The following is a 25,683-nucleotide window of genomic DNA, read 5'->3' on the forward strand; positions in this document are numbered from 1 at the left end:
TTGCATACAATCACAAGAGGATCGCCGCTCATGAAATTCGCATCCGTCGCGCTTGGCGCGCTCGCTTTCTCGCTGGCTTCGCCCGCATGGGCCGATGGGCATGGCGACCACTCGGGCACCATGGAAGCGGCCAGCAAATTCCCGATGACCCCGCAGGGCGCGGCCGACTGGGTCGATATGGTGGAGAAGGAAGGCTTCGATTTCACCGTGCGTGCGGGGCGCGTCTACTGGGTCAACTCCACCTATCTGAACGAGGACACCGATGCGCTGGCCGCAGCGGTCGGCGCGGAAGGCACCGAGATGAGCGTGCAATACGCGCTCGAGGCGGCGAAATATGCGGCCATTCCGGGTCTGGATGCAGAGGTGTCGCGCAAGCTCGATATGCTGCGCAACGGCATTGTCCTGCCTGCCCCGACGACGGACGGCGCGGCGGTCGAGCTGAACGAGATCGCGACCCGGCTGAACAGCCAGTACGGCAAGGGCAAGGGCACGCTGAATGGCGAGGCCATCAACGGGTCCGACATCGAAGCGCAGATGGGCAATCTGGAGCGCACGCCAGCGGAGCTCGCTGAAATGTGGTCAAGCTGGCACACGCAGGTCGGCGCTCCAATGAAGGATGATTACGCCCGCATGGTCGAAATCGCCAATGAAGGCGCAAGCGAACTGGGCTTCAGCGATGTCGGCACGATGTGGCGTTCCGGTTATGATATGCCGCCCGAAGAATTCTCCGCCGAGCTGGAGCGGATGTGGCAGGAAGTCGCCCCGCTCTATCAGTCGCTGCACACCTATGTGCGTGCCAAACTGAACGAGAAGCATGGCGATGCGATCCAGCCCGCTACCGGCCCGATCCGCGCCGATCTGCTGGGCAATATGTGGGCGCAGGAATGGGGCAATATCTACCCGCTGGTCGCGCCCGAAGGGGCTGGCGATATCGGTTATGATCTGACCGATCTGATCGAACAGAAAGGCCTGTCGGAAATCGATATGGTCAAGGTGGGCGAGCAATTCTTCAGCTCGCTGGGTTTCGAGCCGTTGCCCGAAACATTCTACACCCGCAGCCAGTTCACCAAGCCCGCCGACCGCGAAGTGGTGTGCCATGCCAGCGCGTGGAACATCGACAATGTCGACGACATCCGCATCAAGATGTGCATCAAGCGCAATGCGGATGATTTCATCACGATCCATCACGAGCTGGGCCACAATTACTACCAGCGCGCCTATAACCAGCAGGACTATCTGCACCTGAACGGCGCGAATGACGGCTTCCACGAGGCCATCGGCGACATGATCGCGCTGAGCATTACGCCGGAATATCTCGTACAGATCGATATGCTGGACCGTGAAGACGTGCCGGGGGCGGACAAGGATATCGGCCTGCTGCTGCGTCAGGCGATGGACAAGATCGCCTTCCTGCCGTTCGGCCTGCTGGTCGACAAATGGCGCTGGGGTGTGTTCGATGGCTCGATCACGCCGGACACCTACAACAGCGCGTGGCATGATCTGAAGCGCGAATATCAGGGCATCACCCCGTCGACCGAGCGCCCCGCAGACAGCTTCGATCCTGGCGCGAAATACCACATCCCGGGCAACACGCCGTACACGCGCTATTTCCTCGCGCGGATCCTGCAGTTCCAGTTCTACAAGGCCGCTTGCGATCAGGCCGGGTGGGAAGGGCCGCTCCACCGCTGCAGCTTCTACGGCAACGAGGAAGTGGGCAAGAACCTGAACGCGATGCTGGAAATGGGTGCGAGCAAGCCTTGGCCCGATGCGCTGGAAGCCTTCACCGGCACCCGCGAAATGAGCGGCACCGCACTGGTCGAATATTTCGCACCGCTCAAGGCATGGCTGGACGAGCAGAACGAAGGCCTCGAAGCCGGGTGGTGACACGCCGGCTCTGACCCTTTGTCTCCGCCCATTGCCCGAAATAAGAACCCCCGCTGCAAGCTTGTCTTGCAACGGGGGCTCCATTTGGCCGCAGAGGGATCAAGGGGGGAGGGGGAGGTTTGAGGGCCCCCTGCGGCCCGTAGGCTGTCCGTCAGGCCAGGCTTAGTTGGCGCTGTACGGCAGCGAGCTGTGGTGCAGCACGATCTTCAGATCGCCTGCGTCGTCTTTTTCATAGCCAAAGGTGTATTCCACCTTCGTCTCCGCGCCGTCCGTGCCGGTGAAGTAGTAGTTGCCCATGGCCATCGCCATGTCGCCATCTTCATCGATAATTGTGCCGTTATTTTCCCAGCGCACAGCGGTGTAAGGCGCGATGGCAAAGCCGCCATCTTCGGTGCCTTCGGTGCCGACGAAATAGCTCAGCGCTTCATCGAAGCTTTCGCGGAACTGGTCTTCGGCTGCCAGCGTGGGCTTGAACAGGATCGTCTGATCGTCGCCATAGGCATAGTGCGTGTTGATGTGCTCGGTTGCGCGCGCGCTGTAATCGCCTTCTTCGGTGAAGACCTGGCCGATTGCGACAATGCCTTCGCCCCAGGCCTGCTGTGCGGCCTCTACTTCGGCAGCGGTGATCGCGCCTTCGGTGGATGCCATGGCATCATCGGTCGCACCGGTTTCACCGCAAGCGGCCAGAGTCAGCGCGACTGCACCGAGAGCGGGAACCATAAATACCTTTTTCATTTCAAAACCTCCGTGGCCGCCGCTGTCTCGCGGCGATCCAAGTGTGAATACGGATCGTCTGGTTTTGCCGAGGGGTTTCACGCTGGGTGAATGGCCGCCTCTGAAACACAGTCGATGCGGTCCGACATCACGTGCACCTGATGGTGCGCGCCAGAGGGGCCCGGTCCCGCAATGACATAACATCACCTCGCCAGATCGGTTCCCGCAGCCAACAGAAAAATTTCACTTTGCAGGTTTGGCTATGATGCAGGGCATCGCTTGTTTATGATGTTGCTATGAAATTCGCCGCACCAGCCACCGTTCGCCTTCCCGCCCGTTTGCTGGCGATCACCGCCCCGGCGCTTGCGCTCGCCTCCTGTGCGCCGGCCGAGAGCAGCACACAGTCCGCTTCCGGGGTCAGTCCGGTGACCGGTACTCTTTTTGTGGCAAACAAACGCGGCGACAGTCTGTCCCAGATCGACCTTGCGACGGGGGAGGAGCAATTCCGCGTCTCTGCGTGCAAGAACCCGCACGAGTTGGCGGTGTCGCCGGATGGCGGGCATGTGGCGCTGGCCTGTTATGGTGGCACTCAGATTATTATTTTCGAGACGTCGCGCAGCCTTGTCGCCCAGCGGCTTCTGCTCGGAGAAAATGCGCAGCCCCATGGCATCGTGTGGCATCCGAATGGCGATTTGTATGTCACCGCCGAGGGACGCAAATCGATTTACTGGATCAAGGATCCGCTATCGGTTGCGCCCAAGCAATTGGAGTATGCTACCGGCCAGGAAGGTAGCCACATGCTGACAGTATCGCCAGATGGCAATCACGCCTGGACCACGGACCTGGGCTCGAAGACAGTCACGCTGGTGGACCTGAAAACGCGCCGTGCTCCGCGCTCGGTAGAGGTCGGGATCGAGCCGGAAGGCATTGCGCTGACGCCCGATGGCAAGACTTTGTGGGTCAGCGCTCGGAGGAGCGACAAGGCCTTCGCGCTCGATCCGATGACACTGGAAATCCGTAGCGAAGTGGAGACCGGCGTCTTCCCGCTGAGGCTCGCGATCAGGCCGCAAGGTGATGTGGCGGTCACCTCCGATCTGGGCGATACTTCGCTGACGGTGATTGATCTGGCGAGCGCGCAGGCCGTGCGCTCGATTGCTGTCGACGACCGGGCGAATGCCACAAAGCGCGCTCAGGTCACGATCCTTTGGTCGGCCGACGGGGAGCGCATCTATGTCGCGGAAACCGGCACGAACACGGTGGCCGAGGTGGATTATCGCACCGGCGAGGTCCTGCGCCGTCTGGCCACGGGCGAAGGCGGCGATGGCATGGCGATCCTTTCCGGCAACTCTGAATGAGCAGCGCCAAGAAGCCGAAAAAGATGCGGACGGTCGGCTGGCGCGAGCTGGTGGATTTGCCGGAGCTGGGGCTTGCCGGCATCCCGGCCAAGATCGACACCGGTGCGCGCACATCCTCTCTCCATGCCGAAGTCATCGAGGATTTCGAGCGGGATGGAGAGCGGTTTGTCCGGTTTGCGGTGGACTGGGGCGGGGTGCGGCAGCAATGCGAGGCGATCCACGTTGACGTGCGCGGCATCACCAGCTCCAATGGCGAGACGCAAAACCGCTACGTCATCAAAACGCCGCTCAAGATCGGCACCTTGTCGTTCCGGGCCGAGATTAGCCTGGCGGACAGGTCCGACATGCAGTTTCCCATACTGGTGGGCAGGTCCTCTCTGCGCCGCCGCTTCGTCGTCGATTCCGGCCATTCGTGGCTTCAGAAAGATCCCGGGCAGGACCCGATGAAAGGTAAACACCCATGAAAATGGCCATGCTCGCCCGCAATCCGAACCTCTACTCGCACAAGCGGCTGGTCGAGGCGGCGGAAGTGCGCGGGCACACACTCGACATCCTCAACACCACGCGGTGCACAGTGAACATCGCCAGTCATCGCCCCACGGTGACGTATAAGGGCGAGACGCTGACCGGCTACGAGGCGATTATTCCGCGCATCGGGGCCTCGATTACAGCATACGGTCTGGCGGTCCTGCGCCAGTTCGAAATGGGCGGAGTCTGGCCGCTGAACGAAAGCGTGGCGATCGGCCGCAGCCGCGACAAATTGCGCAGCACCCAGATCATGGCGAAATACGGCCTCGGCCTGCCGCTGACCGCTTACGCCAATGATCCCAAGCAGGCCGAGGAGATCATCAAGGCGGTGAATGGCCCGCCGGTCGTAATCAAGCTGCTGGAGGGAACGCAGGGCATCGGCGTGGTGCTGGCCGAAACGCTCAAAGGCGGCGCCTCCATCATCGAAGCATTCCGCGGCGCGAACATCGCAATCATGGTTCAGGAGTTTATCAAGGAAGCGGGCGGCAGCGACATCCGCTGCCTGGTAGTGGGCGGCAAGGTAGTCGCCGCGATGAAGCGGCAGGGCGCAGAGGGCGAATTCCGCAGCAACCTCCACCGCGGCGGCACGGCAGAGCTGATCAAGATCACCCCCGAAGAACGCTCCACCGCCGTCCGCGCGGCAAAGGCGATGGGGCTGAATGTCTGCGGCGTGGACCTGCTGCGCTCCAATCACGGGCCGGTAATCATGGAAGTGAACAGCTCACCGGGCCTTGAAGGCATCGAAAACGCGACCGGCAAGGACATCGCCGGGCAGATCATCGAGTTTATCGAAGGCAATGCAAAGGCCGGGAAGACGAAGACGAAGGGGAAGGGCTAAGCCATGGATCTGGGGCTTGCGGGCAAAAAGGTCATTATCAGCGCCGCCACGCGCGGTATCGGACGAGTGGCGGCGCGCACGTTTCTGGAGGAAGGCGCGATCGTCTCGTTATGCGGCCGCCGCGCAGGCGGCGGGGCGCAGTTCGATGGCGGCGAGCAGGGCCCGGGCCAGCCGCTGGCGCAGGAGGGCGTGGCCGAGGCGGTCGAGTATCTCTCGCAATTCGGTGAAGTGCATGGCGACACGGTAGATTGCGGCGACGAACAGGCGGTGCGCGACTGGGTCGCGGCGGCGGGCGAGCGGATGGGCGGGATCGACATTGCCGTCTCCAATGCCAGCGCGCTGGGCGGCAAACCCGCGACGCGTGAGGGCTGGGACGTCAATTACAACGTCGACTTGATGTCCTCTGTGGCGATGTTCGAGGCGGCGCTGCCTTTCTTCCGCAAGGCGGGCGGCGGGGCTTTCGTGCAGACCGGCAGCGTCTCGGCGCTGGAGGACCACCCGTTCGGCGATTCCTTCAGCTACTCCGCGATGAAGGCCGCGCTCATCAACTACGTCCACCAACTGGCGCACAAATACATGGCCGAAGGCATCCGCGCGAACACCGTGTGCCCCGGCCCGACCGAGATCGCGGATGGCAGCTGGGGCTTCCTGAAGGACGCAATGCCTGACTATTATGCCCACAATCTGGCGCGCCACCCGGCGGGCCGCTTCGGCCGCCCGGAGGAAATCGCCAACGCCATCGTGTTTCTGGCAAGCGACCGCGCCAGCTGGATCATGGGCGAGAATTTGACGGTTGATGGTGGGTATACAACGCATGTGAAGTATTAGGTCTCAGACCCATATTCGTCATTGCGAGCCCCACTGGGGCGCGGCAATCCATGAAACCTGATGCTGCCTCGGCAGAGCTTCCAGTTTTCGTGACGAACGTCGGACCCGTGGATTGCTCCCTCGCTACCCCTCTCGCAATGACGATTTGTCTTAGAAAACCTCGTGATCAAACTTGACTATTGCTGCATGCTTAGCTGGGACGGGCTCATGCTAATTCGATTATTCTCAATCATAGCATTTTTACTCCTGAGCGCTTGTTCGCAGCAACAGATGATCGACAAGTTGTCGTCAAAAGAAGAGCAAGACAAGGCGATCGAGGTGACCGAGATGTTTCGAAGCGGCTCCGCAGCTGAGCTTGCCGAAATTTCTCATCCAGAGTTCGCAGAGCAACTTCCGGTGCTAGCCCCGCAAATCGAAGATTACTTGTTGGGTGTGAAGGGCCAATTCTCAATTGAGAATGTTTCTTCGTTCGCCTCCACCCAAGGGCCGACACAAAAGCAATTTATCGCGTTTGGCGGCATTGATGATCGCTGGGCGATCGCAGAAATCAATTTCGCGATTGAAGGTGAGAAGATGACCCTCTTGGGGGTCTACGTCGAAAAATTTGACGAAAATCCTAAGACGAGCAACCATTTCAAGGCCGGGGGCAGGGGGCTAACCGGCTACTTCTGGCTGCTGATGATGGGGCTTTCTATGACCGTTTGCCTTGTGGCGGCTGTGCTCGTTTGGCGGGGTGAAAGGTTCCGCTACAGGCCCATATGGACGATTGTCGCTTTGCTGGCTGTAGGCAAGTTTGAATTGAATTGGGCAGCGGGCGACTGGGCATTTAGCCCAGCTAATATTCAGCTCTTGGGTGCGGGAGCGGTAAGCGCTGGGCCATTTGCTCCATGGATGCTTACTTTTGGTCTGCCTTTGCCCGCGCTTGGCATAATCGGTCTTTGGATAACGCGTCGGCCAAAACAGCCTCTAGGTGAATGAGGTGCTTCGGGTGAACTCTGCCCTTACCTAAACGGCGGTTCGTTAAACGCACGCAGCTTGCGCGAGTGCAGCCGCTGCCCCTCTTCCTTGAGCAGGCCGCAGGCGGTCACGCCGATCTGCAGGTGCGCGGCGATGGCCTGTTCGTAGAAGGTGTTCGCTTGTCCCGGCAGTTTGATCTCGCCGTGGAGCGGCTTGTCGCTTACGCATAGGAGCGTGCCGTAGGGGACGCGGAAGCGGTAGCCTTGCGCGGCGATGGTGGCGCTTTCCATGTCGATGCCGACCGCGCGGCTGAGCGAGAGGCGGCGTGCGCTGTCGGAATAGCGCAGTTCCCAGTTGCGATCGTCGGTGGTCACCACGGTGCCGGTGCGCATGCGTTGCTTCAGGTTCGCCTCGCCTTCGCCCGACACTGCACTCGCTGCGCCGACGAGGGCCTGCTGCACCTCGGCAATGGCGGGGAGGGGGATTTCGGGCGGTAGGACCGGGTCGAGCACGTGGTCGTCGCGCAAATAGGCGTGGGCGAGCACGTAATCGCCGATCCGCTGGCTGCCGCGCAATCCGCCGCAATGGCCGATCATCAGCCATGCTTCGGGGCGCAGAACCGCCAGATGGTCGCAGATCGTCTTCGCATTGCTCGGTCCGACGCCGATATTCACCAGTGTGATTCCGCCGCGTCCTTCGCCGACCAGGTGATAGGCTGGCATCTGGTGCTTGCGCCACGCCGTGTCGGACAATTGCGCACGGGCATTGCTGGTTGGCTGATCGAGATACAATCCGCCGGCCCCGGCCAGCGCCGTGTAGCCGTTTTGCCCCAGTTGCGCGCCCGCCCAGTCCACGAATTCATCGACATAGCGGTGATAGTTCGTGAACAGGATGAAGCGCTGGAAGTGGTCGGTGGAGGTGCCGGTGTAATGCGCCAGACGCGCGAGGCTGAAATCGGTCCGCAGGCCGTCAAACAGCGACAGCGGGATGGTCTGATCCGGTTCGTCCAGCTCGATGCCGTCGGCCAGTTCGTCGCCGATATCAGCGAGATCGGTGTGCGGAAAATGCCGCGCGATCAGCTGGGGCGATATGCCCGCTAGTTCCTTGCCCGCATCGCCGTCGAGCACATAGGGGAAGGGAATTTCCTGCCGCGATGACCGAACCTTCACGTCGACATCGTAATCCTCGACAATCAGGGTCAGCTGCTCGGTCAGGTAATCGGCGAACATTTTCGGGCGCGTGATGGTGGTGGCGTAGGTGCCGGCGATATTGAACCGGCCAAAGGCGCGGCTGCGTTCGGAGCGGGGCTCCTCCCCGCGATAGGTCAGCACCAGCTCCGGATAGGCGTAGGAGCCATCGCTGCGCCGCTCTTTCGAAGGCAGATCGCCGCTGCGGGCATAGGCGAGAATATCGCTGCGCAGACGGGCGACCGCCGCGTCATAGATCTGGGCGAGTTCTTCGATGATCGAGGGGATGTCAGTCATTGCCTGCACGCCTTAGCCGCTAGTTTGGTATTCCGCACCCCATCCGGGTTGCTCTTACAAAAAAGGGCGCGGTGCTCATTCGCACCGCGCCCCTTTATAATCGAGCCTGTTGGATCAGGTACAAGAACCCGGGGTTAACCTTCGTCTGTTTCCGGCTTGGTTTCTTCCACCAGAGCTTCGGTCTCGGTGGTACCTTCTTCGGTGCTGACACCGTCTTCCAGCATGTCGGCGGGAATCTCGCCCGGCTCCAGAGTCGGATCGCGCTGCTGTGCTGCGGCGGCGTCCTCGATTTCCTTCTGCTCTTCTTCGAACAGCTGGGCGAGAACGTCGACGCCCTGGCTCTGCAGTTCCGCTTCGTCTTCGGAACGGGCGACATTTGCCTTCACCGTCACGTGGACTTCGGGGTGCAGGGCCACGGTCACATCGTGCATGCCGATCATCTTGATCGGGCTGCCGAGAATGACGCGCTTCTTGTCGACCTCGTGGCCTTTCTCGGCCAGACCGGCGACGATGTCGCGGACGTTGACCGAACCATAGAGCTGGCCGGCGTTGGACGAAGCGCGCAGCAGCACGACTTCGGTGCCGTCAAGCTCCTTGCCGTTGGCTTCGGCTTCGACGCGGCGCTCGGCGTTTTCTTTTTCAAGACGCTCGCGGTTGGCTTCGAACACCTTCTTGTTGGCTTCGTTGGCGCGGAGCGCCTTCTTCTGCGGCAACAGGAAGTTGCGGGCATAGCCGTCCTTCACGGTGACAACGTCACCGATCGTGCCGAGATTGCCGATCCTCTCGAGGAGAATGATATCCATCGTGTCTTCTCCCTTACTTCACGAGGTAGGGCAGCAGGCCGATGTGACGCGCACGCTTGATCGCCTTGGCGAGTTCGCGCTGCTTCTTGGCCGAAACTGCGGTGATACGGGACGGCACGATCTTGCCACGCTCGGACATAAAGCCCTGCAGCAGACGGACGTCTTTGTAATCGATCTTCGGTGCATCCTCACCCGAGAACGGGCAGGACTTGCGGCGGCGGAAAAACGGACGGGCCATCAGTTACGCTCCTCACGGTCGCGGCGCTTCTTGTTGTCGCGGTCATTCTTGCGCATCATCACGCTGGGGCCTTCTTCCGGCTCGTCCATGCGGATGGTCATGTAGCGAATGACGTCTTCGTTGATGCGGGTCTGCCGCTCCAGCTCTTCGACAACGGAACCGGGTCCGTCGATGTTGAGCAGGACGAAGTGCGCCTTGCGGTTGCGGTCGATCTTGTAGGCGAGGGATTTGAGGCCCCAGGTCTCCGTCTTGGTGACCTTGCCGTCGTTCTTCTCGACGATTTCGGTGGCTTGCGCTGCCAATGCATCGACCTGAGCCTGGCTCAGATCCTGACGCGCAAGAAACACGTGCTCGTAATGAGCCATGCATTCTTCCTTTCAATTGCTGCCGATCGCTGGCTGATCCGTCCGGATGACGGGGCCCCTCCGGCTTTCTTGGGTTCCCTGTTTTCACAGGAAGCGCGGCACATAGCGGTGTGGGCGCGAATTGCAAGCGCGATGAGCGCGGGTGCTGCCCCCGTCAGCCCGTCAGTTCGGGCTGCTGACTGGATGGTCTGATGTGTGCTCGAAAGTGCGCGCGGCCTGACACTGGGTGTCCGAGGGTGCGCAGAACAGCGATCCTGCGGCTTCGTCGGAGGCTTCGAGATAGGCGCGGCCCGACATGCGGTCGATCATATCCGCCGGGCTGTCCGCTACGGCATAAAAGAACGCGCTTGAGACGATCAGTGCGCCCACCAGCCAGACAGTGGCGAGCGGCGTTGCGCCTAGCATATTGCGCTTGTCATCGGCGCGCCATGCCATCTGGTCGAACATGCCGCGCTGCCATGCGCGGTAGGTCTTGCGGTCGAAAATCCACGCATAGAGGAGCCATGCGCCCGGCTCGCGCGGCAATTCCTGTGTGCGTGCGCTCGCCTGCTGAAAGCTGCCGCCTCCGGCCACAGCCAGAGCGGGTGCAAAGGCCGGCATTCCGCCGCCCTTGCGGCCAAAGCCGCCGCCGGAGGGAGTAAGAGCGGGCCGGACGCCGGCTGCGCGGGTATCGCGGCGCTGGCGGCCGGGCATCGCCATTTGTGCCGCGACGCGCTGGATTGCGGCCTTACGCTTTTCGGGCTGCGGATGGGTGCCGCCCTGGCTTTCCGGATTGCCGGTGAACAGCATTGCCTCGAACTTCTCCGCGCCCGGGAAATAGCCATTGCCTTCGCATTTGGCAGTCGCGGTCAGCAGCGCTTCGGGAAAATGCGTGATCCTGAGAGCTTCGGCATCGGCAATGAAATCGCGTGCACCGCGCACCGCGCCATTGGCATGGCGAGCCGCACGCCATGCAGCCATTGTCACCAATCCGCCGACCGCCTGCGCCACGAGGAAAATCGGCAGGATCATGGCAATCACGAAATGCCACTGCATCTTCGTGTGCATGTTGAGCTCGACCTTGAGCGGGTTGTAGACCTGCAGCGCTGTCGCGGTGCGCATCATCGCCTGATTGAGCGACAGCAGCCGCGCATCGCCTAGCCGGAAATGCGCCAGCTCGTGCGCGATCACGGCCGCGACTTCTTCGTCATCGAGGTCATTGAGCAGGCCGCGGGTGACGGCAATCATCCGCTGGCCGGGAGTCACGCCCAGCGAAATCGCATTGCGGGCAGGGCTCTCTATCACACCGAAAGAGGGATGACGCAGCCCCTGCAAGGTTGCCTGCTCCCCGCCGATGCGGGCGAGGCGCGGTTCCTGCTGCTCGGTTACGGGCTGGATATTGAGGCTTTCTTCGATCTCCCGCCGCATCCGGAAATAGTTCAGGGCCAGAATGCCGAGCGACAGCGCGACAACTACGGGGAGAAAAATCGCGGCATAAAGCAGCGGATTGCGCAGCAGCGAATATTCGGACTGGCCGACCAGAATGGGGACGACGCCGAGCGCCAGCAACCCGATGGGAATGAAGGCGAGGCAATAGAGCGCAATCGAAGCCAGCGCACGCTGCCGGTTGTGGGCAACATGCGAGGCAAAGCCGGTGACCTTCATGGCGCTTAGCCGAAGGCAACGGTCTGCGGTTGGCTCACTTCCTCGCGCTTATCGCCAAGATCGAAACGCATATGGCGGGGCATCTTGCTTACCTTGGCGATCAGGCCGGGCACAAAGGCACTGCGGGCCGCATCATACTCGGCGACGGTGGTGTTGTAATACCGGCGCGCTGCGGTCACCTTTTCCTCGATCCGCGTAAGCTCTTCGCGCAGACGGGGAAATTCGCTGTTGCTGGTCAGCTTGGGCATGGAGCTGGCGACGTTAATCAGCTGGTTCAGGGCATTGCCCACCTCTGTCTCCGCAGTCATGCGGTTGTAGCCCATCGTTTCCAGCGCGGCCTGCTGGGCCTCGATCAGGCGGTCGAGCACCTGTATTTCCTGGCCCGCATGCGCTTTGGTCACTTCGACCAGATTGGGAATGAGGGCGTGGCGCTCGGCAAGAATGGCGTCGACATCGCCAAAGGCTGCGGTGCACCGGGCCTCCAACTCACCGACATTGCGGCGCTTGCCCGAAAGCGACACGAAAACGGCGACGGCGGCCACGCCAAGCGCGCCGACCCACCAATAGTCGAGCAGAAGATTGGTCGAGTCGACCGACCGCTCGTAAATGCGCGTGTCTTCGGCGAAACCGCCCGTTTGCGCTGCTGCAAGAATATGGATCATCATTGGTCAAAACCCCCGAAAAGCCTCACTAAGTTTATGGCGGTAAGTGTTTTAAAAAGCGGTAAATCGCGCTGCGCCGTGGACCACGACAAAGCGTGCGCTGGCCACATCCGGCCAGCTTGTGCAAAGGACACGGGTCAAACGACCGACACGGGAGTACTTTTATGCCTAGCGGACTGGCCGCCTTGCTCGACGACGTATCCATCATCGCCCGCACGGCTGCGGCTTCGGTCGATGATATTGCCGCCGCCGCCGGGCGGGCGGGCTCGAAAACAGCAGGCGTGGTGATCGACGATGCGGCTGTCACGCCGAGCTATGTCACCGGCCTTTCGCCCGCGCGCGAGCTGCCGATCATTTGGGCAATCGCCAAGGGCAGTTTCAAGAACAAGCTGCTGTTCCTGCTGCCCGGCGCGATCCTGCTGAGCGAATTTCTGCCCGCTGCCATCATCTTCCTGCTGATGGCGGGCGGTCTGTTCCTGTCTTACGAGGGCGCGGAAAAGGTGCTGGAGAAGCTGGGCGGCGAGAAGCACGGCAAGACAGTGGACGATGTCATCGAAGACCCAGCGCAATTCGAGAAGGAGCGGATTTCCGGGGCCATCCGGACCGATTTCATCCTGTCTGCCGAGATCATGGCGATCACGCTGAACGAACTGACCGAGCTGACCATCTGGTGGGAGCGGGGCATCGCCCTCGCTCTGGTGGCCATTGCGGTTACCGTGGCCGTCTATGGCGCGGTTGCGCTGATTGTGAAGATGGACGATTTCGGACTGTCGCTCACGCAGCGTTCCAGCGAACTGGCGCAGGCATTCGGGCGGGGGCTGGTTGCGGCCATGCCCAAGCTGCTTATCGCGCTATCTTTGATCGGCACCGTGGCAATGCTTTGGGTCGGCGGCGGCATCCTTCTGCATGGCACGCATGAGCTGGGCTTCCATGGCCTGTATGATGCCGCGCACGGTCTGGAATCGGCGGTGGCTGACGGTCTGGGGCCGGCGGGCGGCTTTTTCGGCTGGCTGACTTATGCGGCGATCTCTGCCATGGTCGCGCTGATCGTGGGCTGGATCATCGTCTTCATCCTGCACAAGGTGCTGGGGCTGGGGCACAAGCCCGGCGCGGAAGGAGCAGCGCATTGAGCGTTCCGGTACTCCACACTTGCCGCGGCTCTCGCGGGCTGCGCGCCACCTGGGCGGCAGAGGAAGCGGGCACCGATATCGACCTGCGGATGCTGCCATTCCCGCCGCGCAAGAAAGCGCCGGAGTTTCTGGAGCTGAACCCGCTGGGGACCATTCCTTTGCTGGAGCATGACGGCGCGCAGATGACCGAAAGCTGCGCGATTTCCGTTTATCTGGCGGGGCTGGGGGGGAAGGGTGATCTGCTGGTTGCGCGCGGGCAGGCCGACTATGCGGGGTTCCTCGATTTCACCTATCACGCAGATGCCACCATCACCTTCCCGCAAACCGTGTTCATGCGCTTTGCCCTGTTCGAGAAGGATCGCGGGCTGGAGGAGGCAGGCCATGCCTATGCCCGCTGGTTCCACAAGCGACTGGTCAAGGTGGAGCAGCGACTGGAAAGCCGCGAATTCCTGTGCGCCGACAGGTTTACTGCGGCCGATATCTGCGTCGGCTACGCGCTGGTGCTGGCCAAGAGCGTGGGTTTGGACGAGGGCGTGCCCGATAGCCTGAAAGCCTATCGCGACCGGCTAACCGCGCGCGATGCTTACAAACGGGCGACCGCGCGCGAGAAGGCAGGCGCGGAGGGGCTTTAAGCCAGCTTCCGCAGAATATCCGCCGCAAAAACGCTTAGCGTGTCGTCGCGCGCGCCCATGATGACAATCCGGTCGCCACTTTGTGCGTTGGCGACGAGCCAGTCTCCGCAGCCTTCTCGGGTGTTGATGTGGATGGCTTTTCCGCCCGCCTTGGCGATCAGATCGACGATCCGCTCGCTGCCCTCGCTGCGGTCTACCGTGCCGCCGAAATAGACGGGGTCGCAGAGCAGGGTGATGTCATCTTCGCCCAGCTCGCGCGCAAAAGTTTCGGCCAGTTCCGCGCCCATCTGGCGCAAGGGGCCGTAGCCATGCGGCTGGAAGAAGGCGAGCACCCGGCCGGGGCTGGACCTGAGCGTGCGCAGGGTCGCTGCGCATTTCTCCGGATTGTGTCCGAAATCGTCGATCACGGTCACGCCGCTGGCTGATGTGCCGACAATATCGAACCGGCGCGCTAACCCCTTGAAGCGGGCCAGAGCGGCCACCGCGTCCGCCACCGACACACCGCATGCATTGGCCCCGGCGATGGCCGCCAGTGCGTTGGACAGGTTGTGCCTGCCGGGCATATTCAGGACCAGCGAATGCTCGCTATCGTCGCGGCGATCCACCACAAGGGCGGCCTGCCGCATCGGACCATCGGCGCGGCTGCCGGGCCGGACGCCAATGGTCGCGCCCCTGTCGCCGATGCCGAAAGTGATGGCTTCGTCTGCATGCTCCAGCAGTTCCAGCGCCTCGTCATCATCGGCATTGATCACCGCGATGTGGGAGGCCTCCAGATAATCGGCGAACAGCACGCGCAGCTCTTCCATGCTCTTGTGATCGAGGCTGACATTAAGCAGCACGCCGACTTCGGGCCGGTACTGCGCAATCGAACCGTCGCTTTCATCGACTTCCGAGACATAGAGATCGGGGCTGCCGACAACGGCGCTGGCGAAGGGCCGGTCTTCGCTGACGAAGTTCTTCATCACCGCGCCGTTCATGATGGTGGGCGCGCGGCCGACGTCTTCCAGAATCCAGCCCAGCATGCCGGTGACGGTGGATTTTCCGCTGGTTCCGGCGATCGCAACACCGGTCTCGCTCGCGTTGAACAAAGCCGCATTCAGGTCGGCGCGGGTCAGGCGGGGGAGGCCCAGTTCCTTGGCCCGCTTCATTTCCGGCACGGTGTCTTCCACCGCCGCACTGGCGACCAGCACTTGCGCTTCGCTGGTTATGCCGCTGCCGTCCTGCGGAAACAGCGTGAAGCCCTGCCGTTCCAGCGCGGCGAACTTTTCAGGCGTGCGGCCCTGGTCGAAACTGCGGTCGCTGCCGGCGACCTCGGCTCCGCGCCCTTTCAGGATCGCGGCCAGCGGCTGCATTCCGGAGCCGCCAATGCCGCAGAAGAACCACGGGCGGGCGGTCAGGTCAGATGTCGGATCGGGCAAATCGGTCGCATTGTTCATGGGAAAAGCTGACTAGCGCCAATAGCTACCCTTGCAACCATGAACGGACTAAGGCCATGGATGTGAGCATGACACGTATCGCTATTTGCGCGCCCGCGACTGCCATTACGCCCGCCCATGCAGAGGCGATGCGCGCGCTGGTGGCAGACGAATTTCCGCAGCACGAAGTGTGGTTTCACGACCAGTGTTTCGAGCGGCACGCGCATTATGCGGGCACCGATTTGCAGCGGATGCAGGCGCTGGTCGAATGCGCCAACAATCCTGACTACGACGTCGTTTGGTTTGCCAAGGGGGGCTACGGCTCCAACCGCATCGCAGAGGCCGCCATCGCGCGGATGAACGAGCACGCGCGGGCCAAGACCTATGTGGGTTTTTCCGACATGGGCTATCTGCTTGCGGCGCTCTATCGCCACGGGATCGGCCAACCGGTCCACGGCTCCATGCCGGTGAGCGCGCGCAGCGAACGCGGGCGCGAGGCGGTGCGCCGGGTGCTGCGCTGGCTGGGCGGGGACAATAGCGGGCTGGAGCCTTCGCTCGATGGCAAGCAGCCGGTGGTCGCGTTCAATCTGATCACGCTGGCGATGCTGGTCGATACGCCGCTGCTGCCGGATCTGTCGGGCCATGTGGTGATGGTGGAGGAAGTGAGCGAGCATCTTTACGCCATCGACCGCCTGTTCTTCAGCCTCGCCAATACCCTGCCGCGCATTGCCGGTCTGCGGCTCGGTTCGGTCACCAATGTACCGGAAAACGACCGCGACTTCGGCCAGACGGCGGAAGAAATCGCCCAGTTCTGGTGCAATCGCGCAGGCATCCCCTATCTGGGCCGCGCCGAAATCGGCCACACGTCCGCCAACCGGATTGTCCCGTTCGGCCTCGCCAGTCCATCCTATTCGAAAGAGACACAATGATCGCATTTATCTTCCCCGGTCAGGGCAGCCAGAAAGTCGGCATGGGCACTGATCTGGCCGCTGCCAGCAGCCATGCGCGCGAGGTTTTTCAGGAAGTCGACGATGCTCTGGGGCAGAACCTGTCGAAGATCATGGCAGAGGGGCCGGAAGACCAGCTGACCCTGACGGAGAATGCGCAGCCCGCAATCATGGCGAATGCCATCGCTACCCTGCGCGTGCTGGAGAAAGAGGGCGGTGTGACGCTGGCCGACAAGGGCGCGTTCGTCGCGGGCCATTCGCTGGGCGAGTATACCGCCCTGTGCGCTGCGGGCGCGTTTTCGTTGGCCGACACGGCGCGGCTGCTGAAACTGCGCGGGCAAGCGATGCAGGCGGCGGTTCCGGTGGGCGAGGGCGCGATGGCGGCTCTGCTGGGTGCCGATCTGGAGAAAGCGCAGGCGCTGTGCGATGCAGCGGCAGAGGGCGAGGTTTGTCAGGTCGCCAACGACAACGACCCGGGGCAGGTCGTCATCTCCGGCCACAAGGGCGCGATTGAGCGTGCGGCGGGGATGGTGAAGGATCACGGAATCAAGCGCGGCATTCTGCTGCCCGTGTCGGCGCCGTTCCATTGCTCCCTGATGCAGCCCGCCGCCGATGCAATGGCTGCGGCGCTGGCCGATTGCCCGCCGCAGGCCTTCACCGTGCCGATCTACGCCAATGTCACCGCCGCCGCTGTCACCGATCCGGCAGAGGAGCAGCGCCTGCTGGTCGAGCAGGTCACAGGCCGCGTCCGCTGGCGCGAAAGCGTGCTGGCCATGCAGGCGGCAGGCGTGACGCGATTCGTGGAAGTGGGCGGCAAGGTGCTGGGCCCGATGGTCCGCAAAATCGCCCCCGACTGCACCGCCACCAGCGTCGTGACGATGGATGATATCGAGGCTCTGGCAAAAGAGTTATAAGGGGGCTGGTTCGCGCAGAGACGCAGAGAACGCAGAGAGAAATGGACATCGATGAGGTCACCTCGCAGGTAATTGCGGAAGCTATCGCAATTCACCGGTCGCTCGGGCCGGGGCTGATGGAGAGCGTCTACGAAACTGTGTTGGCCGGAGCGCTCCATCGTCGGGGGCTGACGGCACAGCGTCAGGTGCCCATCGACATCGAGTATGATGGCCTTGTTTTCGATCAGGCCTTCCGAATCGACATCCTTGTCGAGGAGACACTCATTCTGGAAATCAAGGCGGTCGAGATTCTTTCGAAGGCCCATGCCAAGCAATTGCTGACCTATTTGCGTTTGACCAACCAGCCCGTAGGGCTGCTGCTCAATTTTAACGAAGCTACGATGAAGGACGGCATTCGCCGTCTGGTGAATGATTATAGGCCGGACGCCTGATCCTCTGCGTTCTCTGCGTCTCTGCGCGAAATTGAAAAGGAAGACTGCGCTATGTTTTCACTCGAAGGAATGACCGCACTGGTGACCGGGGCCAGCGGGGGTATCGGTTCATCAATCGCCCGTTCGCTTGCCCGGCAAGGGGCGCGGCTCGCGCTGTCCGGCTCCAATGGCGACAAGCTGCGCGCCTTTCGTGAAGAGCTGAATGACGAATTCGGCCACGACCATGTCGAGATCACCTGCAATCTGAGCGACCGCACGCAGGTGGAGGAACTGGTCCCCGCAGCCATCGATACGCTGGGCCAACTGGATATTCTGGTCAACAATGCCGGCATCACGCGTGACAATCTGGCGATGCGGATGAAGGACGAGGAATGGGATCAGGTCATGCAGATCAACCTGGAATCGTCCTTCCGCCTGATGCGCGCCGCCGCACGGCCGATGATGAAGGCCAAGTTTGGCCGGATGATTTCGATCACCAGCGTGGTGGGCGCCACCGGCAATCCGGGCCAGATGAACTACGTCGCAGCCAAAGCGGGCCTGACCGGCATGTCCAAGTCGCTGGCGCAGGAGCTCGCCAGCCGCGGCATCACGGTCAATTGCGTCGCACCCGGTTTCATCCGCACCGCGATGACCGAGGAACTGACCGACGCGCAGAAGGACACGATCAACGCGCGCATCCCGATGGCCAAGATGGGCGAGGGCGAGGATATCGGGGCTGCGGTGGCGTATCTGGCCAGCCGCGAGGCGGGCTATGTCACGGGGCAAACGCTGCATGTGAATGGCGGGATGGCTATGGTGAGCTGACAGCGACGCGTTTCGCCCTGCTTTATCCCCAATAGCGACCAGCTTGGGCCGCCTATCCGCTTGCCCGTGGTGCCGCGCACGGTAAGGGTAGTGCAGGACATTTCCGGCGCTGCATGCGATTCCGGTCCCCGGAATAGCTGAACGCGCCGCGCAAGGGGAATTTGAAGCGATGAAGGCCACCATCGAACGCGCGACTTTGCTGCGCAGCCTTTCTCACGTGCAGTCGGTCGTCGAGCGCCGCAACACGATCCCGATCCTGTCGAACGTGCTGATCGATGCCGGCGATGGCGGGTCGGTGAAAGTCATGGCGACGGACCTCGATCTGCAGGTGGAAGAAACCATGGCCGCCGCCGGCGTGGAAAGCCCCGGCGCGATCACAGTCTCGGCCCACCTGTTGTTCGATATCGCCCGCAAATTGCCCGACGGCAGTCAGGTCAGTCTGGAAACGGCTGACAACCGCATGACGGTGAAGGCCGGGCGCAGCCGGTTCCAGCTGCCGACCCTGCCGAAGGACGATTTCCCCGTCATCGTGGAAGGCGATCTGCCGACCCGTTTCGAACTGCCGGCCAAGACCCTGGCTGAAATGATCGACCGCACGCGGTTTGCGATCAGCACCGAGGAAACCCGGTATTATCTCAACGGCATTTTCCTGCACGTTGCGGATGACGATGCGGCGAGTGGCGGGCCGGTTCTGAAAGCCGCCGCAACAGACGGCCACCGCCTCGCCCGCTTCACGCTCGACCGGCCCGATGGCGCAGAAGGCATGCCTGACGTGATCGTACCGCGCAAAGCCGTGGGCGAACTGCGCAAGCTGCTGGACGAGGCGATGGACGGAAATGTCCAGATCGACCTCTCGGCCAGCAAGATCCGCTTCACGCTGGGCGGGGAGGGGGGCATGGTCCTCACCTCGAAGCTGATCGACGGGACGTTCCCCGACTACAGCCGCGTCATTCCAACCGGCAACGACAAGCTGCTGAAAGTCGATCCCAAGAGCTTCTTCCAGGGCGTTGACCGTGTGGCGACCATCGCCACCGAAAAAACGCGTGCGGTGAAAATGGGGCTGGATACCGACAAGGTTACCCTGTCCGTCACCTCTCCCGACAACGGCACCGCGTCGGAAGAGCTGGCGGGCGAATACAAGGCCGACGGTATCGAGATCGGCTTCAACGCCAATTATCTGAAGGACATCCTCAGCCAGATCGACAGCGACATCGTCGAGCTGCACCTTGCCGATGCAGGAGCGCCGACGCTCATCCGCAAGGACGAGAACAGTCCCGCGCTGTATGTCCTGATGCCGATGCGGGTGTGATCTAAGGCACTCGCCAAGCCGGACGGCGGCGGCTAGCAGTTCTCCAAAGGGAGAATCGCTATGAGCCACGCCGTCCACGTTGAGAAAGCCGACATCACCAATGCTACGCTAGTGGAGGGCACCAACGGCCCGCTGCCCGAGGGCGGCGCGCGCCTGCGGATCGAGAGCTTCTCCGTCACCGCCAACAATGTCACCTATGCGGTGGTGGGCGACGGGTTCGGTTACTGGAATTTCTTTCCGGCACCGGACGGCAAGGGCATCGTTCCGATGTGGGGCCACGCCACGGTGGTGGAAGACAACGGCAGCGGGTTGACCGTAGGCGAGCGGGTCTATGGCTATCTGCCCATGGCCTCGCATCTGGACATCATTCCGGGCAAGGTGAGCGCCAGCGGCTTTGTCGACACCGCCGAGCATCGCCAGCCGATGAGCCCGATTTACAACCAGTATTCGCGCCTCGCTGCCGACCCGGAGCATGACCCCGAGCGCGAAGGCGAACGGATGATCTTCGGGCCGCTGTTCAAGACCGGCTTCCTGATCGAATATTTCATGCGCAGCGAGGGCTGGTTCGGAGCAGAGACGGTCATCCTGACCAGCGCGTCCTCCAAAACCGCGATGGGTCTGGCCAGTGTGGCCAAGCAGCTATCGCCGGGCGTGAAGCGCATCGGCCTGACCTCGGCGGGCAATGTCGATTTCGTTACCCAGACCGGCCTGTACGATCAGGTTGTGGCTTATGACGCAGTCGACACGCTGGAGCAGACGGCGAGTGTCTCGGTCGATTTCGCCGGGAATGCCAAACTGCTCGCTGCCATCCATGCGCATCTGGGCGACAATCTGAAATATTCCTGCCTCGTGGGCGCGACCCATATCGAGGAGCGCGGCGCGGGCGGCATGGGCGGGCCGGAAGGCATGGCCGGGCCCAAGCCGGTCCTGTTCTTCGCCCCCGATCACGCGGTTGCGCTGTTCAAGGAACTGGGCCCGGAAGAGGCGGGCAAGCGACTTGCCAAAGCGTGGCACGGATTCCTCGCCGATGTCGGCAACACAGTGACGATCGAACGCCATCACGGCCTTGCCGCAGCCCGCGACCAGTTCGCCACGATGGCTGGTGGAACAATCGATCCGTCCGTGGGGATCGTGATCGAGCCCTGAATAAGCCCGCGTCTCAGCGGCTCGCTCAGGGCTGCTTCACTGCATAGCGCTTGAGGCCTGCGGACTGAGCGTCGTGCCGGTCGGCCATCTTGCCCTCCGTATCGGTCTCGGTCGGAACGATGCACCAGCCGCCACCCGCTGCCAGCGCCTCGTCTAGTCCGCGCGCCAGCACATCGGGGCCGGGCTGTGCGCGCCAATGATCGCCGACCTCGCCGGGCGTCTGGCGCGCGCCGCCGAAGCGTTCGGGCCGCGCCTGCGCCGCATTCCAAATGTCTGTGTCTAGTATGCCGGGGCACAGGATGGTGACGCCCACGCCCTTGGGCGCAAGCTCGGCCATCAGCGCTTCGCCAATCGCGGCGGTCATCTGCTTGGTGGTGGCGTAGAGCGTGTAAGGCCCGCTGACTGGCGTCACCGAAGCAGATGATGCAGTTATCCCGACATGGCGCGGGCCGCTTTCAGGCATCAGCGGAACAAAGGCCTGTGCCGTCCGGATGGGACCGTAGACATTTACTCCGAGCAGCCAGTCAAGCGCATGGGGCTTCGCGTCGAGCACGGTCGTCGCCGAGCCGACGCCTGCGTTGAGCCAAACCAGCGATGGCGCGATATTCGCATCGCTCAGCTCCGTCGCTGCGGCGAGCACGCTATCATGATCGGACACGTCGCAGGGGAGGGCGCGGCCCTCTGTCGGGCAAAGGTCGATCGTCTCGCGGGCGGCGGCTTCGTCAATATCTACTGCCGCGATCCGCATCCCCTTTGCGGCAAAGTGGCGGCATAGAAACCGCCCAATCCCTCGGCCCGCTCCGGTGACGAGTGCCCAGTCGCCGGAGCGCGCCGCGAAAGCGTTCACTCGGCCGCTTCCGCAAGCTCAGCGCGTTGCGGGCCACGGATCAGGCCGCCGGGGGTTTCGCCGGTCCATTGGCCGTTGCGGAAGGTAACCTTGCCGCCCTTGATTGTCGCGACGTAGCCATCGGCCTTTTGCAGCAAGCGCTTGCCGCCGGCTGGCAGATCGAAGGCGAGCCATGGCTTGCCCAGTTTTAGGGCGTCCATGTCGATAATGTTCAGATCGGCCAGATAGCCGGGTGCAACGATGCCGCGATCTTCCAGCCCATAGAGCTTGGCAGTGTCCCAGCATTGCCGCTTTATCGCGTTTTCGAGCGTGATCCGGTCGCCGCGTTTGCGGTTCTTCACCCAGTGTTCGAGCATGAAGGTCGGGCTGGCCGCGTCGCAGATCGTGCCGCAATGCGCGCCGCCATCGGACAGGGAATTGACCGTGTCGTCGGCGTGTTGCAGCGGGTGGAGGAAATCGAGATTGCCGTCGGCATAGTTCAGGATCGGCAGGTAGATGAAGCCGGTCGCATCCTCACGGCACAGCATGTCATAGGCGTATTCCTGCGGGTCCACGCCGGCCGCCTGAGCGCGGGCGTTGACGCTGGCGCTGGCTTCCGGTTCGTAGTCGAAATCCGGGTCCATTTCGTATTGCAATGCCCAGCCCTGGGTGATGACGGCGATCACCGGCAGAATATCCTGCGGGGCCTCGCTGTAGTCGTTTGCCTCCGACAGCATTTGCGCCTTGAACGCCGGATCGAGCAGCTTTGCCTTCTGCTCGGCCCAGGGCAGGTCCTTGATCGTCTGCCAGCTGGGGCGGAAGGCGAAGGGGTTCACCGTCCCCTGCCACGCCATGATGATGCCATTGCCGCGCAGGGCGATCTGGGCGACGATATTGGCGCCGTTGTCGTTCTCTGCCCGCATGGTAGCAATCTGCTCGTCCAGCGGCAGCTCCTTGGCGATGGATTGCAGCGCGGCGAAGGTGACGGGCAGGCCGGTCTCGCGGCTGAGATTGCCCATCCACTCGAACTCGTTCCAATCCCGCATCAAATCGCTGGCCATTTCAAATACGCCGTGGCCTGCGCGGCCCATGGCGCGTCCGATGGCGACCAGTTCTTCCGGCGTGGCGGTGGTGCCGGGCACCAATTCGCCATCCACGGATTTATGCAGAACCGTGCGGCTGGTTGAGAAGCCGAGCGCGCCTGCGGCCACCCCGTCCTGCACGATCTGGGACATCGCGGCGATGTCATCGTCTGTCGGCACAGCGCCCGGTTCCTCCCGGTCTTCCAGTACATAGGCGCGCACCGCGCCGTGCGGCACATGGGTGCCGACATCGACGGTGCGCGGCAGTTTCTCCAGCGCATCGAGATATTCGGGGAAGGTTTCCCAGTCCCAGGTGATTCCCTCGGCCAAGGCGGTGCCGGGAATATCCTCCACGCCCTCCATCAGGCTGATCAGCCATTCGTGGCGGTCTTTGCGAGCAGGCGCAAAGCCGACGCCGCAATTGCCCATCACTACGGTGGTGACGCCGTGCCAGCTGGACGGGGCCATTTCCTGATCCCACGTCGCCTGTCCGTCATAATGGGTGTGAATGTCGACAAAGCCGGGGGAGACGATGTGTCCGCCCGCGTCGATTTCCTCCGCCGCGTCGCCGGACACTGTGCCGACTTGCGCGATCAGGCCGTCCTTCACTGCCACATCGCCCGTGAAGCGGGGCTGGCCGGTTCCATCGACGATGGTTCCGCCGCGAATGATGAGGTCGTAGGCTGGCATGTTTCTCTCCGTTTCTTTTGCCGTGCCAATACCACAAGCAGGCCCGCGATGCTAAGCCATCACAATGGATAGATCACCAAGCTGGAACCCGCCCGCCGACAGCGGCATTGCAATCCGATGGGTGGAGGCAAACGGCCTGACCTTTGAGGTGGCGGAGGCGGGAGCCGAGGAGAACGGCGGCGAGCATCTCGCGCTATGCCTGCACGGCTTTCCTGAATTGCATTATTCGTGGCGCAACCAGATCCCCGAGCTGGTCGCGAAGGGCTACCGCGTCTGGGCGCCCAATATGCGCGGCTATGGCGGGACGGATCGCCCCACGGAAGTCCGGGACTATGCGCTCGACCATCTGACGCAGGATGTTGCGGCGCTGATCGATGCCAGCGGGGCGAAGAAGGTTACGCTGATTGCGCATGACTGGGGCGCGATCGTCGCGTGGATGTTCGCCATTCTGAAACTGCGCCCGCTGGAGCGGCTCGTCATCATGAATGTGCCGCATCCCGGCCCTGCGCGGCGCGAGCTGAAGAAATGGCGGCAATTCAAGAAGAGCTGGTACATCTTCTTTTTCCAGTTGCCGGGGCTGCCGGAGAAGCTGCTGGGGAGGGGCGATGGCAAGTCCATCGGGCGGCTGTTCGTCAAGACCTCGAGCAAGCCGGAGAATTTCGGGCCGGAAGTACGCGCGGTCTATAATGCGGCGGCAGCACGGCCCGGAGCGCGCGGCGCCATGGTCAATTATTACCGCGCTTTGCTGCGCCACCGCGACGCTGTCGATGCAGGCGATCTCAAGGTTGATTTGCCGACACTGGTGGTGTGGGGCGAGGATGACGTGGCCATCGACATCCATTGCCTCGACGGCACGGAGAACTGGGTGCCGGACCTGACTGTCAAACGTCTGCCGGGCGTATCCCATTGGGTGCAGCAGGATGCTCCGGATGAGGTGAACGCGATTTTGCGGGAGTGGTTACCGGGGGCATGAGAGGGTATTGGGCGCTCACAGAGGCACAAAGGCACAGAGGTCTTCTTCAGGGCTGCTTCCTCGCGGCGAAGCCGCAATAACCCGTCTGGCTGAGCCGCTGAAGCAATAGCGCTTGGGGCGCAACGCGCGCGCACATCTCTGTGCCTCCGTGCCTCTGTGAGCGCTAAATTAAACTAGAGAACAGTCTCCGCACCTCAGCGTCTCGGCGCGAAACCCTGCTAAGCCGCCTTCAGGGCCTCACCCTCTGGCGCATCAAGGAAGGCGCGCAGCTTGGCGATGCTCTCGTCTGCGTGGGTCAGCAGGAACAGATGCCCGCCGCCTTCGACCATATGCAGCTCGCTGTTGGGGATCAGGCTGCGCAGCATCTTGCCGTTGATCGGCAGAACGATCTGGTCGTCATCGCCCATCATGATCAGCGTGTCCTTGGTGAGAAACGGCAGGGCAGGCGCGCTGGTCCAGCCGAGCATGCAGAGCAGCTGGTATACATAGCCGCGCGGGCTGGGCGGTTTCAGGCGGCCGATATGGCTGTCCTTCTGGTGGGCAGCGCCATCCTTGTCCAGGCCGCCATACAGCGTGGCAAAGTGCTCGTTCATATAGTCGGCATCGATGTAGCGGCGCGGATTGGCCATCTTGGTGAAGGCCGCCGGATTGCCCGGTACCATCAGCATTCCAGCGGTAGTTGCGGCCAGCACCAGACGGCGCACAAGGCCGGGATGCTGCAGGGTAAAGTGTTGCGCCATCGCGCCGCCCCAGCTGACGCCCATGACATCGCATTCATCGACGCCAAATCGCTTCAGAAGCTGCGCTGCGGTCCAGCTCATAGTGAAGGGGTTGTAGGGCAGCAGCGGGTCTGGGCTCTCGCCAGTGCCAGGCATGTCGAACATGATGAATCCGCGATCGGTCATCGCCTCGGCCAGCGGAGCGACCGCTTCGATATTCGCGCCAATGCCGTTGAAGAACAGGATCGGTGGGTGGTCGCTGGGTTCATCCAGACGCCAGCGGGCCACCCGCAATGCGCGGCCGCCGACCTGCTCGATTCCGATCTCGCAGGTCATCGGTTCGTCTTTGGATGCTGTCATGCGGT

Annotated in this window: 26 protein-coding genes; 15 read left to right on the plus strand and 11 right to left on the minus strand. The window is 62.4% G+C overall.

What is annotated here, in order from left to right; genetic code table 11:
- The first annotated feature begins 30 nt into the window (after window positions 1-30).
- Window positions 31-1,884 carry a M2 family metallopeptidase gene (locus ACFCW2_RS11170; protein WP_379546429.1) on the plus strand — a complete coding sequence of 618 codons (1,854 nt, stop codon included), beginning with the start codon at window positions 31-33 and terminating at the stop codon, window positions 1,882-1,884.
- A 162-nt stretch (window positions 1,885-2,046) separates the two neighbouring features.
- Here the strand turns inward: ACFCW2_RS11170 and ACFCW2_RS11175 are convergent, their stop codons facing one another.
- Entirely contained in the window at window positions 2,047-2,619 is a 573-nt protein-coding gene (locus tag ACFCW2_RS11175) for a phosphoribosyl-AMP cyclohydrolase (protein ID WP_379546430.1), read from the minus strand.
- A gap of 275 nt (window positions 2,620-2,894) precedes the next feature.
- Here ACFCW2_RS11175 and ACFCW2_RS11180 point away from each other — a divergent pair, with 275 nt between their 5' ends.
- The 5 genes from ACFCW2_RS11180 to ACFCW2_RS11200 all read left to right on the plus strand — a co-directional run bounded on the left by ACFCW2_RS11180 (window position 2,895) and on the right by ACFCW2_RS11200 (window position 7,125).
- The gene (locus ACFCW2_RS11180; RefSeq protein WP_379546431.1) at window positions 2,895-3,953 is read left to right on the plus strand and encodes a YncE family protein; all 1,059 of its coding nucleotides are present in this window, start codon (window positions 2,895-2,897) and stop codon (window positions 3,951-3,953) included.
- Window positions 3,950-4,417: an ATP-dependent zinc protease family protein gene (locus ACFCW2_RS11185; RefSeq protein ID WP_379546432.1), complete on the plus strand. Its 468-nt coding sequence runs from the start codon at window positions 3,950-3,952 to the stop codon at window positions 4,415-4,417. Before ACFCW2_RS11180 ends, ACFCW2_RS11185 begins: the two co-directional genes overlap by 4 nt.
- A complete protein-coding gene (gene rimK, locus ACFCW2_RS11190) occupies window positions 4,414-5,319 on the plus strand; it encodes a 30S ribosomal protein S6--L-glutamate ligase (protein ID WP_379546434.1) in 906 nt (301 codons plus the stop codon). The genes ACFCW2_RS11185 and rimK overlap by 4 nt, the downstream gene beginning before the upstream one ends.
- Before the next feature lie 3 nt (window positions 5,320-5,322).
- Window positions 5,323-6,147 carry an SDR family NAD(P)-dependent oxidoreductase gene (locus ACFCW2_RS11195; protein WP_379546436.1) on the plus strand — a complete coding sequence of 275 codons (825 nt, stop codon included), beginning with the start codon at window positions 5,323-5,325 and terminating at the stop codon, window positions 6,145-6,147.
- Between the two features lie 162 nt (window positions 6,148-6,309).
- Entirely contained in the window at window positions 6,310-7,125 is an 816-nt protein-coding gene (locus ACFCW2_RS11200) for a hypothetical protein (protein WP_379546438.1), read from the plus strand.
- Window positions 7,126-7,148: 23 nt separating this feature from the next.
- On the opposite strand, the gene ACFCW2_RS11205 is transcribed toward ACFCW2_RS11200, so the two are convergent.
- The 6 genes from ACFCW2_RS11205 to ACFCW2_RS11230 form a co-directional block, all read right to left on the minus strand.
- Complete coding sequence (locus tag ACFCW2_RS11205) at window positions 7,149-8,588, minus strand: AMP nucleosidase (protein WP_379546440.1); 1,440 nt, start codon at window positions 8,586-8,588, stop codon at window positions 7,149-7,151.
- 134 nt (window positions 8,589-8,722) lie between these two features.
- Window positions 8,723-9,391, minus strand: a complete 669-nt coding sequence (gene rplI / locus ACFCW2_RS11210) for a 50S ribosomal protein L9 (RefSeq protein WP_379546442.1) — start codon at window positions 9,389-9,391, stop codon at window positions 8,723-8,725.
- A gap of 13 nt (window positions 9,392-9,404) precedes the next feature.
- Window positions 9,405-9,629: a 30S ribosomal protein S18 gene (rpsR, locus tag ACFCW2_RS11215; protein WP_379546444.1), complete on the minus strand. Its 225-nt coding sequence runs from the start codon at window positions 9,627-9,629 to the stop codon at window positions 9,405-9,407.
- Window positions 9,629-9,994, minus strand: coding sequence for a 30S ribosomal protein S6 (rpsF, locus tag ACFCW2_RS11220; RefSeq protein ID WP_379546445.1), 366 nt, complete (start codon window positions 9,992-9,994; stop codon window positions 9,629-9,631). Before rpsF ends, rpsR begins: the two co-directional genes overlap by 1 nt.
- Window positions 9,995-10,156: 162 nt before the next feature.
- Complete coding sequence (locus tag ACFCW2_RS11225) at window positions 10,157-11,638, minus strand: M48 family metalloprotease (protein WP_379546447.1); 1,482 nt, start codon at window positions 11,636-11,638, stop codon at window positions 10,157-10,159.
- 5 nt (window positions 11,639-11,643) lie between these two features.
- On the minus strand, window positions 11,644-12,303 hold the full coding sequence (locus ACFCW2_RS11230) for a LemA family protein (protein WP_379546448.1): 660 nt from the start codon (window positions 12,301-12,303) through the stop codon (window positions 11,644-11,646).
- 161 nt (window positions 12,304-12,464) lie between these two features.
- Here ACFCW2_RS11230 and ACFCW2_RS11235 point away from each other — a divergent pair, with 161 nt between their 5' ends.
- Together ACFCW2_RS11235 and ACFCW2_RS11240 are read left to right on the plus strand one after the other, a co-directional pair.
- Window positions 12,465-13,430, plus strand: coding sequence for a DUF808 domain-containing protein (locus ACFCW2_RS11235; protein ID WP_379546450.1), 966 nt, complete (start codon window positions 12,465-12,467; stop codon window positions 13,428-13,430).
- A complete protein-coding gene (locus tag ACFCW2_RS11240) occupies window positions 13,427-14,062 on the plus strand; it encodes a glutathione S-transferase family protein (RefSeq protein ID WP_379546452.1) in 636 nt (211 codons plus the stop codon). Before ACFCW2_RS11235 ends, ACFCW2_RS11240 begins: the two co-directional genes overlap by 4 nt.
- Here the strand turns inward: ACFCW2_RS11240 and ACFCW2_RS11245 are convergent.
- Window positions 14,059-15,498, minus strand: a complete 1,440-nt coding sequence (locus tag ACFCW2_RS11245; protein ID WP_379546454.1) for a glutamate ligase domain-containing protein — start codon at window positions 15,496-15,498, stop codon at window positions 14,059-14,061. The genes ACFCW2_RS11240 and ACFCW2_RS11245 overlap by 4 nt on opposite strands.
- Window positions 15,499-15,566: 68 nt before the next feature.
- On the opposite strand from ACFCW2_RS11245, the gene ACFCW2_RS11250 reads away from it, so the two are divergent.
- The 6 genes from ACFCW2_RS11250 (at window position 15,567) to ACFCW2_RS11275 (ending at window position 21,028) form a co-directional block, all read left to right on the plus strand.
- Entirely contained in the window at window positions 15,567-16,406 is an 840-nt protein-coding gene (locus ACFCW2_RS11250; RefSeq protein ID WP_379546456.1) for an LD-carboxypeptidase, read from the plus strand.
- Entirely contained in the window at window positions 16,403-17,338 is a 936-nt protein-coding gene (gene fabD / locus ACFCW2_RS11255; protein ID WP_379546457.1) for an ACP S-malonyltransferase, read from the plus strand. The genes ACFCW2_RS11250 and fabD overlap by 4 nt, the downstream gene beginning before the upstream one ends.
- 41 nt (window positions 17,339-17,379) lie before the next feature.
- Entirely contained in the window at window positions 17,380-17,769 is a 390-nt protein-coding gene (locus ACFCW2_RS11260) for a GxxExxY protein (RefSeq protein WP_379546459.1), read from the plus strand.
- Window positions 17,770-17,820: 51 nt separating this feature from the next.
- Window positions 17,821-18,573, plus strand: coding sequence for a 3-oxoacyl-[acyl-carrier-protein] reductase (gene fabG, locus ACFCW2_RS11265; RefSeq protein WP_379546461.1), 753 nt, complete (start codon window positions 17,821-17,823; stop codon window positions 18,571-18,573).
- A 169-nt stretch (window positions 18,574-18,742) separates the two neighbouring features.
- Window positions 18,743-19,882, plus strand: a complete 1,140-nt coding sequence (gene dnaN, locus ACFCW2_RS11270) for a DNA polymerase III subunit beta (protein WP_379546462.1) — start codon at window positions 18,743-18,745, stop codon at window positions 19,880-19,882.
- Between the two features lie 60 nt (window positions 19,883-19,942).
- Window positions 19,943-21,028 carry a DUF2855 family protein gene (locus tag ACFCW2_RS11275; protein ID WP_379546463.1) on the plus strand — a complete coding sequence of 362 codons (1,086 nt, stop codon included), beginning with the start codon at window positions 19,943-19,945 and terminating at the stop codon, window positions 21,026-21,028.
- A gap of 25 nt (window positions 21,029-21,053) precedes the next feature.
- Here the strand turns inward: ACFCW2_RS11275 and ACFCW2_RS11280 are convergent, their stop codons facing one another.
- Together ACFCW2_RS11280 and ACFCW2_RS11285 are read right to left on the minus strand one after the other, a co-directional pair.
- A complete protein-coding gene (locus tag ACFCW2_RS11280; protein WP_379546465.1) occupies window positions 21,054-21,875 on the minus strand; it encodes an SDR family NAD(P)-dependent oxidoreductase in 822 nt (273 codons plus the stop codon).
- Window positions 21,872-23,626: an N-acyl-D-amino-acid deacylase family protein gene (locus ACFCW2_RS11285; RefSeq protein ID WP_379546467.1), complete on the minus strand. Its 1,755-nt coding sequence runs from the start codon at window positions 23,624-23,626 to the stop codon at window positions 21,872-21,874. The genes ACFCW2_RS11280 and ACFCW2_RS11285 overlap by 4 nt, the downstream gene beginning before the upstream one ends.
- A 64-nt stretch (window positions 23,627-23,690) precedes the next feature.
- On the opposite strand from ACFCW2_RS11285, the gene ACFCW2_RS11290 reads away from it, so the two are divergent.
- Window positions 23,691-24,599 (plus strand): alpha/beta fold hydrolase, encoded by a 909-nt coding sequence (locus ACFCW2_RS11290; RefSeq protein ID WP_379546468.1) that lies wholly within the window; start codon window positions 23,691-23,693, stop codon window positions 24,597-24,599.
- Window positions 24,600-24,817: 218 nt separating this feature from the next.
- Here ACFCW2_RS11290 and ACFCW2_RS11295 read toward each other — a convergent pair whose 3' ends face one another.
- On the minus strand, window positions 24,818-25,678 hold the full coding sequence (locus ACFCW2_RS11295) for an alpha/beta fold hydrolase (RefSeq protein ID WP_379546470.1): 861 nt from the start codon (window positions 25,676-25,678) through the stop codon (window positions 24,818-24,820).
- Between the last annotated feature and the right edge of the window lie 5 nt (window positions 25,679-25,683).

This window comes from Qipengyuania algicola (genome assembly GCF_042492175.1).
Taxonomy (GTDB): Bacteria; Pseudomonadota; Alphaproteobacteria; order Sphingomonadales; family Sphingomonadaceae; genus CAJXSN01.

Bases quoted from the DNA above. Each gene is read 5' to 3' on its own strand.
- ACFCW2_RS11195 (WP_379546436.1), top strand. From the start codon at position 5,323: ATGGATCTGGGGCTTGCGGGCAAAAAGGTCATTATCAGCGCCGCCACG.
- ACFCW2_RS11260 (WP_379546459.1), top strand. From the start codon at position 17,380: ATGGACATCGATGAGGTCACCTCGCAGGTAATTGCGGAAGCTATCGCA.
- ACFCW2_RS11275 (WP_379546463.1), top strand. From the start codon at position 19,943: ATGAGCCACGCCGTCCACGTTGAGAAAGCCGACATCACCAATGCTACG.
- dnaN (WP_379546462.1), top strand. From the start codon at position 18,743: ATGAAGGCCACCATCGAACGCGCGACTTTGCTGCGCAGCCTTTCTCAC.
- rimK (WP_379546434.1), top strand. From the start codon at position 4,414: ATGAAAATGGCCATGCTCGCCCGCAATCCGAACCTCTACTCGCACAAG.
- ACFCW2_RS11235 (WP_379546450.1), top strand. From the start codon at position 12,465: ATGCCTAGCGGACTGGCCGCCTTGCTCGACGACGTATCCATCATCGCC.
- rpsF (WP_379546445.1), bottom strand. From the start codon at position 9,994: ATGGCTCATTACGAGCACGTGTTTCTTGCGCGTCAGGATCTGAGCCAG.
- ACFCW2_RS11285 (WP_379546467.1), bottom strand. From the start codon at position 23,626: ATGCCAGCCTACGACCTCATCATTCGCGGCGGAACCATCGTCGATGGA.
- ACFCW2_RS11295 (WP_379546470.1), bottom strand. From the start codon at position 25,678: ATGACAGCATCCAAAGACGAACCGATGACCTGCGAGATCGGAATCGAG.
- ACFCW2_RS11225 (WP_379546447.1), bottom strand. From the start codon at position 11,638: ATGAAGGTCACCGGCTTTGCCTCGCATGTTGCCCACAACCGGCAGCGT.
- ACFCW2_RS11205 (WP_379546440.1), bottom strand. From the start codon at position 8,588: ATGACTGACATCCCCTCGATCATCGAAGAACTCGCCCAGATCTATGAC.
- ACFCW2_RS11250 (WP_379546456.1), top strand. From the start codon at position 15,567: ATGACACGTATCGCTATTTGCGCGCCCGCGACTGCCATTACGCCCGCC.
- rpsR (WP_379546444.1), bottom strand. From the start codon at position 9,629: ATGGCCCGTCCGTTTTTCCGCCGCCGCAAGTCCTGCCCGTTCTCGGGT.
- ACFCW2_RS11180 (WP_379546431.1), top strand. From the start codon at position 2,895: ATGAAATTCGCCGCACCAGCCACCGTTCGCCTTCCCGCCCGTTTGCTG.
- ACFCW2_RS11170 (WP_379546429.1), top strand. From the start codon at position 31: ATGAAATTCGCATCCGTCGCGCTTGGCGCGCTCGCTTTCTCGCTGGCT.
- ACFCW2_RS11290 (WP_379546468.1), top strand. From the start codon at position 23,691: ATGGATAGATCACCAAGCTGGAACCCGCCCGCCGACAGCGGCATTGCA.
- ACFCW2_RS11175 (WP_379546430.1), bottom strand. From the start codon at position 2,619: ATGAAAAAGGTATTTATGGTTCCCGCTCTCGGTGCAGTCGCGCTGACT.
- ACFCW2_RS11245 (WP_379546454.1), bottom strand. From the start codon at position 15,498: ATGAACAATGCGACCGATTTGCCCGATCCGACATCTGACCTGACCGCC.
- ACFCW2_RS11230 (WP_379546448.1), bottom strand. From the start codon at position 12,303: ATGATGATCCATATTCTTGCAGCAGCGCAAACGGGCGGTTTCGCCGAA.
- fabD (WP_379546457.1), top strand. From the start codon at position 16,403: ATGATCGCATTTATCTTCCCCGGTCAGGGCAGCCAGAAAGTCGGCATG.
- ACFCW2_RS11185 (WP_379546432.1), top strand. From the start codon at position 3,950: ATGAGCAGCGCCAAGAAGCCGAAAAAGATGCGGACGGTCGGCTGGCGC.
- fabG (WP_379546461.1), top strand. From the start codon at position 17,821: ATGTTTTCACTCGAAGGAATGACCGCACTGGTGACCGGGGCCAGCGGG.
- rplI (WP_379546442.1), bottom strand. From the start codon at position 9,391: ATGGATATCATTCTCCTCGAGAGGATCGGCAATCTCGGCACGATCGGT.